We start from the raw sequence: 13801 nt of genomic DNA, 5'->3' as shown, positions 1-13801 counted from the left end.
TGTCGCTGCGACGATCACTCTGGGCGCAGTCAGGAGCTTGAGGAGATAGCCCTGGCCACGGCAGCGGACTAGACGCCAGCCCGCTACCGCAGCAGAATATCCACAGCCCGCGAGCCGCCCGCTCCAGAAGACCCCACCGGAACCCGCTCCAGCGTGCCGGACCGGTTGGCGGCGTCGTCGCGCAGGATCTCCGTGACAGACCCCAGGAACCGGGACAGGTCCACCTTGTCCTCGGGAGCCGCGAGCAGCAGCTGGAAGCCGAACTCGTGCAGCGCGTTGATGGACGCCTCGGCAAAGGACAGCGAGGACTTCACGAACGCCTCATCCATCATCACCGTGCCGTAGGTGCTGAAGCCCTGGGACACGATGCCCAGCTGGTACGCCAGCGCCGAGGCCATGATGAACGCGGTGAAGCGCTGCCCCTCGCCGCCGGACATCAGCGACGCCTGCAGGTTGGTGAACGACTGCCCGTTCGCGAGCTTGTTGGTGCAGGTGATGGTCACGTGTGCGCGGACGTCCAGGACCTCGGCCCGCCAGCGGCGCTCCTGCGGATCCTTCAGCTTCTCCACCAGGCCCTCGAGCGCGGCGTACCGGGCGTCCATGTCCGCCTTGTCCTGCCGCACGCCCATCATCGGCAGCGCGTTCTTCAGCTCCATGCGGAACTTGTGCGCGTCGTCCGGGACGGTGGTCTTGACCTCGATCTCCAGGTGGCTGTCCACGTGGTACGGCACGCGGCGCAGCACCGAGTTCAGCGGCAGCAGGCGCGCGGAGATGCTGCGGCGCTCCTCGTCGAGCAGCTGCAGCAGGTCGCTGAAACGCTCGTAGGTGCGGTTGTTGAAGTATTCGCGGAACTCCGACTCGTGCTGCGGCAGGCCCTCGGTGACAATGTCCTCGTACCGGCGCACGTACTCCTCGGCCGAGTCCACGGACGTGCCGAAGTCCGAGCCCCACTTCTCGCTGTAGGTCTCGAAGGCGCGCTCCAGCCGGGTGCGGGTTTCCAGCAGCGTCTTATCCAGCCGCGCGGCCTCGGTGAGCAGGTTCCGCTCCACCTGCCCGGCGGCGTCGTTCAGGTGCACGACGTCGGTGATCTCACCAAAGGGGGCGAACAGCTCATCGAGCTGCGCCCGCAGGTCCTCCGCCAGGGCATCCGGTCCGCGGCCGGCCAGGGTGTCCCGGCGTTCGGTGGCGGCGGCCAGCTCGGCCTCGAGTCGGGCCAGGTCGCCCTTGAGCACACCGATCTTCTCGGTGGCGGCGGTCAGGTCCAGCTCCGCGGTGTCCAGTTCGAAGCGGATCTGCTCCAGGTCCGCGTTGGCGTCGCGCGCGGATTCCAAACGCTCGACGGCGTCGGCGACGGCGGCGCGCTGCTCCCCGGCGGTGATGTCCTCGAACTCGCGGGTGTCGGCGGCGACCTTGCGGACGGCGGCGAGCCGGCGGATCAGGTCGTCCTGCTCCGAGGCGTGCTTGCGGGAGACGACGTCGGCCTCTTCGAAACTGGCGCGCAGGGCCAGCAGTTCACCGGCGAGGGCTGCGATCTTGTCCTTGTTGTCGAAGCCCAGCACGTTGTCCGAGGCCTTGGTGTGCCGGTCGTCCTTCTCCGTGGTGGAGGAGTTGCGCTTGACGGCACCGCCGAGGCTGACGCCGCGGGAAACTTTGGCGAGCTCGTCCGGGTTCTCGACGCACTCGAAGTCGTAGTGCGCGGTGATCTTGCGGGCTACCCAGTCGCCCATCGCGGAGTCGTAGGTGCTGAGCTTGGTGATCAGGTCCCGCGGTCCTGGCTCGGACGGTCCGTCCACGGGAATGCTCACGTCGATGCAGCGCAGGAAGCCGCGCAGGTTGGTTTCGCTCAGATAGCGGGTGACGGCGGCCATGTGCTCGCCGGGAACCAGCAGGGCGGTGGAGAGCGGGCGGAGCACGCGTTCGGCGGCGGCACGCCACTGGCTGTGTTCGGCGGGGACGTCGATCAGTTCGCCGGCGAAGGGCATTTCGGCCTCGTCGAGGCCGGTGGCTTCGCAGATCCGGGCGCGCTGTTCCAGGCTTTCCGGGCGGATGTTGCTGCGCCGGCGGCGGAAGGAGGCGATCTCGGTTTCCAGCTTCGCGATCGTGCCCTTCAGGGCCCAGGCCTCGCCGTGCGCGTCGGAGCTGCGCTCCCGGGCGGCGTCGACGTCGGCGTTCAGGGTCTTGATCAGCTCATTGGCGCGGCTGCGGGCGGTGACCAGCCCGGCGGGGGAGAGGTCCGTGTCGATGCCGGCGGCGCGCAGGTCGGCGCGGAACGCGTTCTCGATGGTTTCACGGGAAACCAGCTGCGCCTGCGCGGCGGCAACTTCGCGTTCCAGGGTGGCGATCGCTCCGCCGCCCTCCTGCGTGTACCGGGCGGTGAGTGCGGTGACCTGCTTCTTCAGCTTGGCGCGCTGGGATTCGGCGGCCTTCAGCGCTTCGCGGCCGGTGCCGGCGGCGGAGGTGAGGCGCTCGACGTCGCGTTCGTGGCTGGCCAGCGCCAGGCGACGGCGGTAGGCGGGCAGCCCGTCGGCGGTGAGGGCACGGACGCGGTCCAGTTCGGCCTTGGTGGTGAGGAAGAGGCGGTGCTGGTCCGGGACGTTGGCCAGGTGGTCGCGCTGTTGGCGGGCGCGTTCGAGCTGGCGGCGGATGCTGCGCAGGTGGCTGAAGTCCTCCACGGCCTCGTCGGCTGCCGTGAGGGTTTTGGGGGTGTCCAGGACGTGGGTGCGGAAGAAGTCGTTGACCGTGCCGCCCAGGCCCTTGCCGGTCTGCAGGATGCGCAGCAGGCCGAACGCTTTCTCGTCCTCCACACCCAGGGCGGTGCGGTACCGCTCGGCGAAGAGTTTGTGCGAATCGAAGATCTGCGCGCCAGGCAGCAGTGATTCCAGGGCACCCTTGGTGAACCGGCCGCGCATGCCGGTTTCCAGGGCGGTGATGTCCAGGGGACGGTTGTGCACGGTGTAGAACCGGCCCACGTGGTGTTCGGTGCCGGTTGCGGGCAGGTCCATGAGCACGGAGAGGCTGGTGATTTGGCCCAGGCCGTTGTCGAAGGTGAGGCAGACGGCGGACCAGGTGGCGCCGGGGCGCTGGTAGGCGGTGCCGTCGCCGGCTTCTATGCCCTGGGTGCCGAGCCGGCCGCGCATGTAGGAGAACGCGGTGCGCTTTTCCTCGGCGGCGGTGCCGCCGTTGTTCTGCGCGGCTTCGTTCATCTTGGGCCGGGCGTCCATGACCTGCAGGATCGCGTCGAAGATGGTGGACTTGCCGACGCCGGAGTCCCCCGTGAGCAGCGTGCCGGCGCGGTCCACGTGGATGGTGTGCGCGCCGTCGAACGTTCCCCAGTTCACGATCTGGATCCGGGAGAGCCGGTTCTGGCCGGGGTTGATCAGGTCCCCCATGGGAAGGGTGGTTTCGATGCTCATGCCGGCTCCTCGCCGTCGTGCTCTGTTTCAGTGACCGCGTTCTCGGGCGCATCCGGCTCGGCCGGGGCCTCGGTCAGCGAGTTCATGTAGGTGATGATGTCGCCGATGTGCTCGTACGGCAGGGCCAGCGGCAGTGCGTTGGAGATGACCCAGACGTCGTCCAGCTCGGTGGGCAGCAGCAGGCGGCGTTCGGTGACGAGCTTGCGGATGGCGGCGTCGGCCAGGTCTTCCACGCCCTTGGCGTCGTGCGCCTGGGGGTCCACGTACTGCTCCAGGACGTCGATGATGTCCTGCCGGGCGATCGTGGCCTCGTTGCCGGTGCCCGAGTGGCGGTCCAGGACCAGGCGCATGCGCAGCAGCAGCAGGGTTTCCTCGCGGGTCATTTCGCGCTGGCGCTGCAGGGCGGTGGTGTGGGGTTCGGCCATTTCCACCGGGCGCAGCAGGGCCACCTTGTGGTCCTCGTCCACGACCAGTTCCAGGAACAGCTCGCTTAGCCGCACGCGCAGCTGCTCCTGGTTATCCACCACGGTGTTGTACACGTTGTCCGAGGAGTTGGCGTCCAGGTACGGGCCGCGCAGCAGCCGGATCAGGGCCTGGCGCAGCTTCAGCGGCAGGGTGCCGGTGTCCCCGGGGAACAGCTCCGGGCCGTCGATCAGGACGTCGCGGGCCGGCTCGCTGTATTCGTCAAACTGAGCGTCCTCGTCCAGCTCGTCGTACTCTTCGGTTTCGGCGGTGGGGTTTTCGATCATGGCTGGGGGCTTTCGGCGACGGTGAGGACGGGCAGCACCGCGGTGCGGGAGCTGCCGTCGATCTGGAGGAAGGGAATGGATTCGCTGGCTGCCGCCGTCGTGCCGTTGCTGTCCCCGGTGGGGGCAGCGGAGGCGAGGAGCGCGCGGATGCTGTTGAGGTGGCGGTGTTCGGTGGGCAGTTCGGCGAAGATTTCCGCGACGGTGGCGCGGCCGCGGCGGCTGCCGGCCCGGGTGATCGCGTCGCGCAGGACGCGGCGGTCGGCCTTGGGGGTGCGGGCGGCGCGGTGGATGTCAGCTTCGGTGAACGACGGCGGTTCGGGCAGCTTCCGCGGTGCGGCGTGCTCGGCGGGGTCGTAGGTGCGGACCATGCTGAGTGATTCGAACGCGGACGCGTAGAGCTTCGGTGCGGGCACGACGGCGGCGCGGCGGCGTCCCCGCGGTGCCTTGTGGATGGCGGTTTCCGCGGCGCGGATGAGTTTGCGCAGCTGGACCGATTCCCGGTACTCGTCGCTCTGGACGTAGGTGTGCAGGGATTCGGAGAGCCGGCCGTAGATCCGCTGGATTTCGGCGGCCTGTTCGCGCATGTCGCTGATCATCCGGTACAGGGCCTGCCGGTCGCCGGGGGTCATGGCGTCGGCGAAGTCGCGTTCCAGAACCTGCGCGATGGCGTGCCGGAAGCGTCCCTGCTGGTCGGCGTCGTTCAGGAAGGCGGTGAAGCCTTCATAGGTGCGGCCTTCGCTGGTGCTGCGCAGGCGCTTGTCCGCTTCGAGGATTTCGCCCATGGTCAGGCCCTTGGAGGCCTGCGATTCGACCATTTCCTGGCGCAGGGTGTGCAGCATCTTCTCGAGGCCGTCGCGCATGCGCTTGAAGTCGGCTGGCAGGGCGGCCGCGAGGTCCAGGATGTCGCGGGCGGCTTCGACAGCGGTGTCATCGTCCAGGGGCGGGGGAGCGTCGCCGGCGCGGAGGGACCGGATGAGGTCTTCGCGGCGGGTGATCTCTTCTTCGAGGACGGCGATGCGTGCTTCGGGGTCGGGGTTGGATTCGTGCGCCAGGGTTTCCACGCTGGTGAGCAGGGTGTTCAGGCGGGAGGAGTTGAGGCTGGTGGTGTCGCCGGTGAAGCCGTCCAGGTAGGAGAGGAAACGGACGGCGGGTTCGGTGAGTTCGTAGACGAAGCGGCCGTCGGCGCGGGGGCGGGCCAGGAAGCGGCGTGCCACCCAGTCATCGGCGTAGTTCTTGCCGGTCCAGTCTTCGCGCAGGCCCTGCCCGTTGAGCCTGAGCTGGTGGAGGAAGGAGTCGGTGAGGGAGTGGAATTCGTCCAGGGGGATGCGCGGACGGGTGCGCGTGAAGGCCTCGCGGAACAGGGCCAGGACCCAGGGGTTCGCGTTGGTGAGTTTCCAGCCGGGCGAGGCCTGTAGCCGCTGCAGCTCCGCCCAGCGGGCTACGGCGTTTTCTGTGAAGGACATGCTGCGCTTTCCGCCCGGAACGAACGGGCCTGTCTGATTTTAGCTGAGACGGAGGGCGGCACTTTTGCGGACTGAGATCGGCACCCCGGGAGTCCGAATCTGCGCCGCGACCAGTCGCGTGGGTTCTGAGACTCTGGAGCCCTACTCATCGGCGCTCGGATTTCCCTTTCGGATTGATAGACCTCTTCCTAGCCCTAGAGACTCGGGACAGCTCGATCAGGCGAGAATGGCCTTCGCATCGATGCGCTCGACGACCCTCTTCCCAATGCGTCGATAACAGTGATCCCTGGTCCCTAGATGAAGAAAACAAGTCTCATCGCGTGCACTAAGATGCAGTTGGAGAACCGACCGAATGGGTGACAATTACGAGGAGATCTAAGAGTGCACATAGAATCTGGATTTGTGGAAGAGCTCTCCTTGCGAGCGGCAGCCAAAAAGTGTGTTGAGACTTCTCTTCATCAAATGCCTCATCTCATTTCAGAACGCAGTTTGGGCGACTCGGTTGACGAACTGGCAGAACAGACAGGTGCACGGTTTAAGGCTGGTTATGCGCCGTTCCTTGAAACATTAGCGATGCCCAAGAAAGGGTTGGGGCCCCGGCCTATTAGCTTGCTTTCGCCCGAAACGCGCACTCTGTACGAAGCGCTAGTCGAAAGACTTAAGCCCAGGCTTCCCACTCCCTCGCGATCAGGAAGCATTGAGGCTCATCACCTATTTGGAACGACGGGGCCGCAAAATGATAGCATTCGCATAGTCGACTTTGATATAGCCGCCTGCTACGAATATGTTGATCACCGCATTCTCTCTGAAGAGTTGGTTATTCAGACTCTAGATGCCGAAACAGTTTCTGTTCTGAAGGACCTGCTTCTTGAGATGTTTCCCCGTGGCGTTGGGATCCCCCAGGCGATGGAACCCAGTCACCTGCTTGCAGATTCTTATCTTGACCAGGTTGAGCGAAACATTGTTCGCGATGGCTATGAGGTTCACAGATACGCTGATGACTTCAGGATCATCGCGCCGAGTTGGGGCGAAGCTCACGAAGCCATTGAACGTGCAGTCGACGTCACACGACAGCGCGGACTCGTACTGGCTGACGGAAAAACCCGCATTCGTTCCGTACGTCAGATTCTTGAGGAGATTCAAGAGCAAGAGAAGATCCTTCAGCAGTACAGGAACAAAGCAGCGGATGAACTCGGATCGATTGATTATGTGCAAGTAGGATATGAGGACTTTGAGGAAATTCTCTTAGAACCCGACCCCGACCAGGTGGATTTCGCGGCACTAGCCCAGGTCGTAGAAGACTGGGTCTCAGGAGATCCAGAGCAGAGGAGTGTTCATGCTCAATTCGGTGCTCGCGCTTTGCAGGTTCTTCAGGCGGCCCCTGAACGGATCAGCGACGAGTGGTTGGTTCGAATAGCGGAAAGGGAGCCCATTCGGCTCCTAAACATTGTTCGTTACCTGGCGGGCCGGCCCGAAACGGAAGAGAACTGGTCTTCCCTGAGTAAACTCACGAAGTTGCCACGCAAAAGCCCTTGGGCGCGTCTTTGGATGATGCATCTAGGGGACCAGTTGGAAAAGAAGGGGTGGCCAGGGGAAGCGGAATTTTTGGAGTGGTCCAGGACGCTCCTCACTGATCGCTATGAAACCGTGCGCGCAGAAGCGGCGTGGTTGCTTGCGGGTCATAAAAACATTTCATTTGAAGAGCTCGCAGACCTTTTCGTTGCCTCAACCGATGTTACACGAATTGGTATTGCAGCCTCGGCCGGGCGGATGGATGTGGGTAAAGAAAACAGGATGGCCAAGGCATTAAAATCCGATTCAGTTCTAAGTAGGGCCGCTTACGAATGGGGCCGTGTTTATGCGGGTTAATGCAGATGTTCATGCAATAACGGAAAGTACCTTGCGGTCTCTCAATCGGATAGTTGCTTCCGACGCCGGAAATGCAGAACGCGCAATTGTGGCTGCGGCATCTTTGGCAGAATCGTTAGTTGATCAGTTTATTGCACTTCTAGTTGCTGAATCCGATATCGGGAAAATCCCATTGGGGCGTCGACTACTTTCGAAAAGCCGAGACTCGTTTAATCATTCTTGGGACGAGCGGAATGGTTGGTTGAAGGGGGGTTTTGGTGTTGCTATAGCAGGAACCAATGAGGCCCGGCGTCTGAAGACGGTCATCGAGGTGAGGAATGCAATAATTCATGGTGATGGTCAACTGACCGAGAGGCAACGCAGAAATGTTCTGGGGGCGATAGATCTGCGTCGTGAGATGCTCGACGTATTGGCTTCTGATTTGCAAGGGCGACGACTAATCCTTAGCCATACGTCAGGCCACAAAGCCATGTATGTTGTGGCCGAATACGCCCTGGCGCTCGATCATGCTGTGGCTGCGGCCCGGGCCGGTACGTAGTGTAGGTGCCGAAGGGCGATACTGGCGCTTTCCCCAAGAATGAGCTCATGGGGCCTAGCTGTCTTCTTGGGCAGGACGTTAGGTCGATCGAGAAGCGAAATGCTCAATAGTGGAGTAAACAAGGTGACGCTAGTGTGGAGGGCGGGTCTGGGCAGTGCCGTCCGGGGAGGGGGCAACTCAAGAGTCGGACGAATTCGTGCCGAACGGATCGTCGGCACACGCAATTCAAGTACTGGCTCATTTAGAGCGCATCATCCTTTGGGCCACAAGCGCGAACTGAGGACGGGCCAGGTTGAGCTTTATCAGTGGCCTTTGCGCGGCTACCCGTTCTTGAGTACTTACGAACGCTGGGTGGAGAGAATGGAACTCGCCTTCGAATGTGCCAAGCCGGCGGCGCTGCTGGGTGGCTGCAGTGGCGAACAGTCGCGGGATGGTGCTAGGCCTCGGCACACGTCACCGTTCCTAGGAGACGCAGTGCACGCAACCTATCTGGCAGAGCCGAACCGGCCGCGTTGGACTACGGCCAGATGTTTCAGTCCATCTGCTGGCACCAATGGGAGCTGTTCAAGAGTTTTCACAGGGGTAGTACGCGGATAACAGATTTAGTCAAATCTCCGATTGGGAATGGACTTGGAAGCGGGCGTATCGAGAGAGGCTGCTGCATGCGATGGGTTCTCCTAGGAATACACGCGCAGCAGACCCAGAGGTACGATCAAGAACAATCGGTTAGGGTCAACCGTTCCAGGTCAAATATCAGTAGAGTTGAAAAACTCATCCAGATCGAGCACAGCTCGCCGTAATGCTCGAAGGTCCTGTGTGGGCACGTCCACGAAACCGTCAGAGCCATCCTCTTCCTCAAAGGGAAGCACCCCTCGGGGGGCATTTTGGGTACTTATTAAATCGACGTATGCCCCGTAGTCGATCACGTAGACGTCAAATCGCTCTCCCGGGGCATCTTGGGCCGAATAACCACGCCGTACTAGGTGCAGGACCCGCGCGTCAAACAGAATGATCAACGGACGCGATGCCCGGTCCTTCTGGTTGACGAGGAATCCTCTCGCTTTTTTGCCCCGAATAACGTTGTCAATGACCCAGTTCAGTAGGCCCTGTGCCTCGGGAACCTCGGCTAGCGCGCGTTCCTTGTCATTCTGGAACCATTGACGGGCAGCTCTTCGAACGTCCGGGATGGAGATCTTTTTTTCACCCGCCCGCCAAGCTGCGTTTGCGGCAATATTTATGGCATCGCGGGGAACTCCTTCCGCGGCTCTGACAAGTTCATCAAACGCGCGGCTGTCCGTGAAGGCTTCGCGGATAAGATCCGTCTCGCGATTGAGCCCCAAGTCCCCGCCGCCACCGGCAGTCAAATGCTTGAAGAATAGGCTCCTGAAGAATGATCGAGCTTTCTCTTCCTCCTGCTCGAAAACCATGAAGTCGTCCAGGTTTAAGTTTGCCGACATATCGGCACCAACCTCGATACCGATTACCGATCCATTCGCGAGTTGCGTCCTGAACGCAGACTGCTGTTCAATAGCAGCAATCTTGACAGTGAATGGCTGCAATGGTAAGACACATCGAACGAGGAAAGCCCCAAGATATGGTTGTGTCTCAAGAGGCACGCTGGTCCACTCGTCCAGCAGGAGCCAGATGCGACGCGCCGATATGCTCTCGGCGAGTTTGCGGAGGGCACGGGCGACGTCTGAGAAGTTGAGTGATATCCGTTCTTCGCCTCGTCTGGTCTCTGTTGTTCCAGCTTGCTGTTCGGTTTCGTCGGTACCAACAGCTGATACTGACAACTTTTGGACAGAAGCGCTGGCGTTAAAGGCGTAGTTGCTTGAGGTGCCCCTTTGTGAGCGCTCGCTTTCCTGAGTGGTGAGTTCAACGGTGCCCCGTACCCGAATACCGCTGATCGAGTCCAGTAGGGAATCTAAGGCGTTAACGAAGTTGCTGTCCCCGGACAAGCGATCATCGTCGAGAGCGGCACGAAGAATTTCGTCGTGAACCTGATTCAACAGATCAACGAGAAGCCGAGCAGTGCGCTCTACAGGACTAACGCTCTGCCCGTCGAATACTCCCTCTGCGGAGCCGATGGTGCGTAGGTCAACATAAATAGCTATGTTCTCTTCGTCCCCGCGCACTGAATTTAGGTAGCGAAGCGCGTGGGTTTTTCCAGTCCCACGTCGACCATAAATAATCTGATGATCCACCGTGTCGAGAGCCTGCCCGACACCAGCATCCTCGAAGGTAGAACGGAGTTCTGCCTCTCCGCGGGACTCCGCACGCTTAGGAATCTTATTTAGTGCCGAATTAATAGCTGATGGTGTCGCCATGCGACAAATCGTACCCCAAGAGTAACTGGTTCTGTCCTTTTGTAACTCGGTTGTGGCCATATCCGAACGGAGGGGTTAGTAAGATAGTAGGCGGGTTCTAAGACCATGCCGTCTTTAACAAAGTAATCTGTCCCGGCGTGGGGACGGTCTCGTTAAGCCTTCAGCGTGGCCACGGGCCTGGATATTCTTTTCGGTGATCCGGCCGGTCGCTGGCAGTGGTAATTCCCAAGGGACACCGACTTCTTGGTCCAGCTTTGAGTATTTGGAACACGTCGCCGCTCAGCAGCTCAACGGGCGCCCACTCAGAATGCTCGGCTGGGAAACCCCAGCTGAGCGTCTGCATGACCTGTTGTTGACCACCTAGCCACCAGCTGTTGGGACGATGCCGACAAACCCAGTCGCGCCCACGACGTCATGGGACTGTGCCCCCGGGTTTGTTGACTCGTTGACCTGGTGAGCTGGTGCTTGGACGGATGTTGACCATGCCGACGGCTTATGGGGCGGAGTTCCACCAGGGTGTAACTGATGTGGCCCGCAAGAAAACGCCGTGCGGGCACGCCGTCCGTCAGGAACGGTGTTGCACTCCGACCGCGGCTCGCAGTTTCGGTCCCGTCGTTTCGTTGAATCACCGCGGCACCACGGGCTGACCGGCTCGATGCGGCGGTCAACGCCTCTCCGATCCAGCCCCACAGCACGGTCCGCAGCTTGTGCTCGGTATGGAAGGTGAGCCCGTGGTCCACGCCGAACCGGTGCCCGCCGGGCAGAGGAAGGATGTGGTCGCCCTTGCAGTCGGCGTTGTTGACGACGACGTCGAACACCGCCATCCGCCGCAGCGCCGCCGAGTCCTCGTGGATGAGGGCGACGATCTGCCCGGCCTAGTCTTCACCCTCGAGCACGAGCTTGAACCCGGACTCCGGCACGTCCTCTACGGCCACCAGATCCACGGCGTTCTGTTCCGGGGCGGTCTCCTGCCAAAGCTGGACCATGCCTTCGCCGAGCGGACCGTCCCGCAGCCAGGTACGCGGCACAACGTTCCAGCCCAACGCCTCGGACACGAGATAGGCGGCAACTTCGCGGTGCGCCAGGCAGCCGTCGGGGAAGTCCCACCAGGGATTCTCGCCCGCTAGGGGTTTGTAGACGACCGCGGGGTCACCGATGCTGCCCAGGAACGTGGCGTTGGACGCCGTCGTAATCCGTCCGGTGAGCGTCAGCTCATCAAGGAGCAGGTCCGGCGTCGGCATCAGGCCTCGGGGAGTGTGCAGGTGTGTCCGTCGTCGTGGATCGGCTGGCCGCAAATCATGCAGATCATGCAGATCGGACGCCCTGCGCCCACGATTTCCCGCGTGCGCTTCGCGAAGGCCGGGGCGGTGCCCAGGGCATCCACACCCGCAGTACTTCGGCGGCATCAGCATGGCCGTGATCGGGGCGCAGCCCAAGGTGAATACGCCGACGCGGAACTCTTCTGATCCCTTGGGCTAGGACTCGGCCACCGCTCTCAAAACACTGCTACCGCGTATCGCTGTCCAGCGCATCCCCGCACGCACGTCCAGGGAATCGCAAATAACTTGATATTCTCCCCTGATGGAGCTTGAACGAGACGAACGCGGCGAGCCGGCAACAAATCGCCTGAACTACACGGCCTATCGTCTCGGCAGGGCACTCGACCGGTTCACCGAAAACCTGGCACTGGCCCACGGCGTGACGCTGTCCCAGTTCCTCGTGCTCCAGGTGCTGGGGGAGGGGCTGCCGCTCTCCAATGCCCAGCTGGGACGCAGGACCTTCGTCAGTTCCCAGGCCGCGCACCTCGTGGCGAACGAACTCCTCGAGCTCGGACTGGTGGAACGCGGAAGCCACCCGACCAACCGGCGGATCCGCCTCGTCCAGCTGACCGAAGCCGGCTGGGACGTAGTGCAGGCCTGCACGCAGGAACTGCGCGACCACGAACAGCGCCTAACCAGCCATATCGGAGAAGACCTCGGCAACTCCATCGTTGGCGTCCTGGACCACGCGGCCCAGGTCCTTGCCGGCGGCTACTTCGGCGACGACGAAGCGGAGGCAGAGGCAGTCAGCCGCCGCCAAATCACCAGCCGCCCGCGGCACGTGCCGTCCCGGCTGGCGGCCAGCCGCCTGAAGGGCCTCAACCGCGAAGCCGACGGCGCCAACCCAGGCAGCTGACAAGCGCCTTATTCAGCCGCGGGCCGCGTCCGGACCAACACCACCACCAGGCAGATAAAGGCGCTCACCGCGGAAACGGCCAGGGCCACCCGGCCGGAGCTGGCATCGATCACCCAGCCCATCAGCAGCGCCCCAAAAGGCACCATGCCGTAGCTTCCCATCGTCATCAGCGACATCATGCGCCCAATGAACTGCGGCCGTACCGATTCCTGGGCGGCAGCGTTCACAATGCCCTGGTAATAGCCCACCGCGATCCCCAGCACCGGGGCCACTGCCAGGAACAGCATCAGCGTAGGAGCCGCAGCATTCAGTGCCAACGCCGCACCGAAAACACTTGTTGCCGCAATCATGGACCGCACCGACACCCGGGGCCTTCGAGCCGCCAGGATGCCTCCGAGTACCGCGCCCACAGCGTTAAGGGTGTGGACAGCTCCCACTGCGCTTGCGTCACCGCCATAGGAAAGATTCACGGTTGAGGTGAGTACCAGCCCGAAGTTCATGGCCAGGAGTGAAATCACCACGTTGACCACCAGAAGGGTGTTCACATCCCGGCTGCGCCGGAAGATGCCCGACGCCGGCCCGCCCAGTGCCTTAGCCCCGGGCCCTGCCGGGGCCTTGACCCCATCCCCGCGCGGACGCCGCTGGGCCTGGGCCGAACGCCGGTGCAGCTCATCCGGACGGATCCGCAGCCGCGAGGCGAAGACCAGCAGGTAGGCCGCCGCGTTGATCAGGATGCACGCGCTGGGCCCGAGTCCCTGGAAAGCGAGTCCGGCCAGCGCCGGGCCCACCGACCGGGCCGCGGCCAGCGAAATGGTGCTGACGGATGCAGCCTTGGACAGGCCGTCCGGCCCCACCAGCTCGAAGATGATGGTCTGCGCGGCCACCCGTTCAAAGGCCTGGACCGAACCCAGCAGCCCAACCATGGCGTAAAGCAGCCACAAGTCCGGATCCCGGGTCACCACAAAGACCAGGCTGGCGGTGACAACCGCGGAAGCCAGCGAGGTCACGAGCAGCACGGTGCGGGGCGCCACCCGGTCCAGCAGCCGCCCTGCGGGTATTCCGAGCAGGAAGATCGGCAGGAACTGGGCGATAGTGATGCCGCTCAGGGCCTGGGCACTGCCGGTCGCCCCAAGGACCACCAGCTGCAGGGCGAGGTTCTGGAACCAGACCCCGGTGTTGGAGAGGACCTGCCCGGCGAAGTACCAGGAGAAGTTCGGATACCGGAACGGGCCCATCCTCCCGCCGCCCTCACCCATGACGGGGCCGG

The 13801-nt window shown here is 62.8% G+C and carries 9 protein-coding genes and 2 pseudogenes; 4 read left to right on the top strand and 7 right to left on the bottom strand.

The window, feature by feature from the left end:
- Window positions 1–83: 83 nt before the first annotated feature.
- Genes LOC59_RS16470 through LOC59_RS16460 form a run of 3 tightly spaced genes read right to left on the bottom strand, consistent with a single transcriptional unit; the run spans window position 84 to window position 5625 of the window.
- Window positions 84–3413 (bottom strand): ATP-binding protein, encoded by a 3330-nt coding sequence (locus LOC59_RS16470; RefSeq protein WP_229973191.1) that lies wholly within the window; start codon window positions 3411–3413, stop codon window positions 84–86.
- Window positions 3410–4162 (bottom strand): DUF4194 domain-containing protein, encoded by a 753-nt coding sequence (locus tag LOC59_RS16465; protein WP_229973189.1) that lies wholly within the window; start codon window positions 4160–4162, stop codon window positions 3410–3412. Before LOC59_RS16465 ends, LOC59_RS16470 begins: the two co-directional genes overlap by 4 nt.
- Window positions 4159–5625, bottom strand: a complete 1467-nt coding sequence (locus tag LOC59_RS16460; RefSeq protein WP_229973187.1) for a DUF3375 domain-containing protein — start codon at window positions 5623–5625, stop codon at window positions 4159–4161. Before LOC59_RS16460 ends, LOC59_RS16465 begins: the two co-directional genes overlap by 4 nt.
- Before the next feature lie 381 nt (window positions 5626–6006).
- Between LOC59_RS16460 and LOC59_RS16455 the strand changes: the two genes are divergently transcribed.
- Window positions 6007–7494: an RNA-directed DNA polymerase gene (locus LOC59_RS16455; RefSeq protein WP_229973185.1), complete on the top strand. Its 1488-nt coding sequence runs from the start codon at window positions 6007–6009 to the stop codon at window positions 7492–7494.
- The gene (locus LOC59_RS16450; protein ID WP_229973183.1) at window positions 7478–8032 is read left to right on the top strand and encodes a hypothetical protein; all 555 of its coding nucleotides are present in this window, start codon (window positions 7478–7480) and stop codon (window positions 8030–8032) included. Before LOC59_RS16455 ends, LOC59_RS16450 begins: the two co-directional genes overlap by 17 nt.
- Before the next feature lie 746 nt (window positions 8033–8778).
- Here the strand turns inward: LOC59_RS16450 and LOC59_RS16445 are convergent.
- The gene (locus LOC59_RS16445; RefSeq protein WP_229973181.1) at window positions 8779–10359 is read right to left on the bottom strand and encodes a hypothetical protein; all 1581 of its coding nucleotides are present in this window, start codon (window positions 10357–10359) and stop codon (window positions 8779–8781) included.
- 538 nt (window positions 10360–10897) lie between these two features.
- On the opposite strand from LOC59_RS16445, the pseudogene LOC59_RS16440 reads away from it, so the two are divergent.
- A pseudogene (locus LOC59_RS16440) lies at window positions 10898–11023 on the top strand (IS3 family transposase); the annotation flags it as partial.
- On the opposite strand, the pseudogene LOC59_RS16435 reads toward LOC59_RS16440, so the two are convergent.
- Together LOC59_RS16435 and LOC59_RS16810 are read right to left on the bottom strand one after the other, a co-directional pair.
- Window positions 11019–11600 (bottom strand): annotated as a pseudogene (locus LOC59_RS16435) (SCO1664 family protein); the annotation flags it as partial. The pseudogenes LOC59_RS16440 and LOC59_RS16435 overlap by 5 nt on opposite strands.
- On the bottom strand, window positions 11600–11692 hold the full coding sequence (locus LOC59_RS16810; RefSeq protein ID WP_331460486.1) for a hypothetical protein: 93 nt from the start codon (window positions 11690–11692) through the stop codon (window positions 11600–11602). The pseudogene LOC59_RS16435 and the gene LOC59_RS16810, both read right to left, overlap by 1 nt.
- A 248-nt stretch (window positions 11693–11940) precedes the next feature.
- Between LOC59_RS16810 and LOC59_RS16425 the strand changes: the two genes are divergently transcribed.
- Window positions 11941–12534: a MarR family winged helix-turn-helix transcriptional regulator gene (locus tag LOC59_RS16425; RefSeq protein ID WP_229973179.1), complete on the top strand. Its 594-nt coding sequence runs from the start codon at window positions 11941–11943 to the stop codon at window positions 12532–12534.
- Between the two features lie 8 nt (window positions 12535–12542).
- Here the strand turns inward: LOC59_RS16425 and LOC59_RS16420 are convergent, their stop codons facing one another.
- Window positions 12543–13769 (bottom strand): MFS transporter, encoded by a 1227-nt coding sequence (locus LOC59_RS16420; RefSeq protein ID WP_229973178.1) that lies wholly within the window; start codon window positions 13767–13769, stop codon window positions 12543–12545.
- Window positions 13770–13801: the final 32 nt, after the last annotated feature.

The organism is Arthrobacter sp. zg-Y916, from assembly GCF_020907385.1.
Taxonomy (GTDB): domain Bacteria; phylum Actinomycetota; class Actinomycetes; order Actinomycetales; family Micrococcaceae; genus Arthrobacter_B; species Arthrobacter_B caoxuetaonis.
This window is presented reverse-complemented; position numbering and strand designations above follow the sequence as displayed.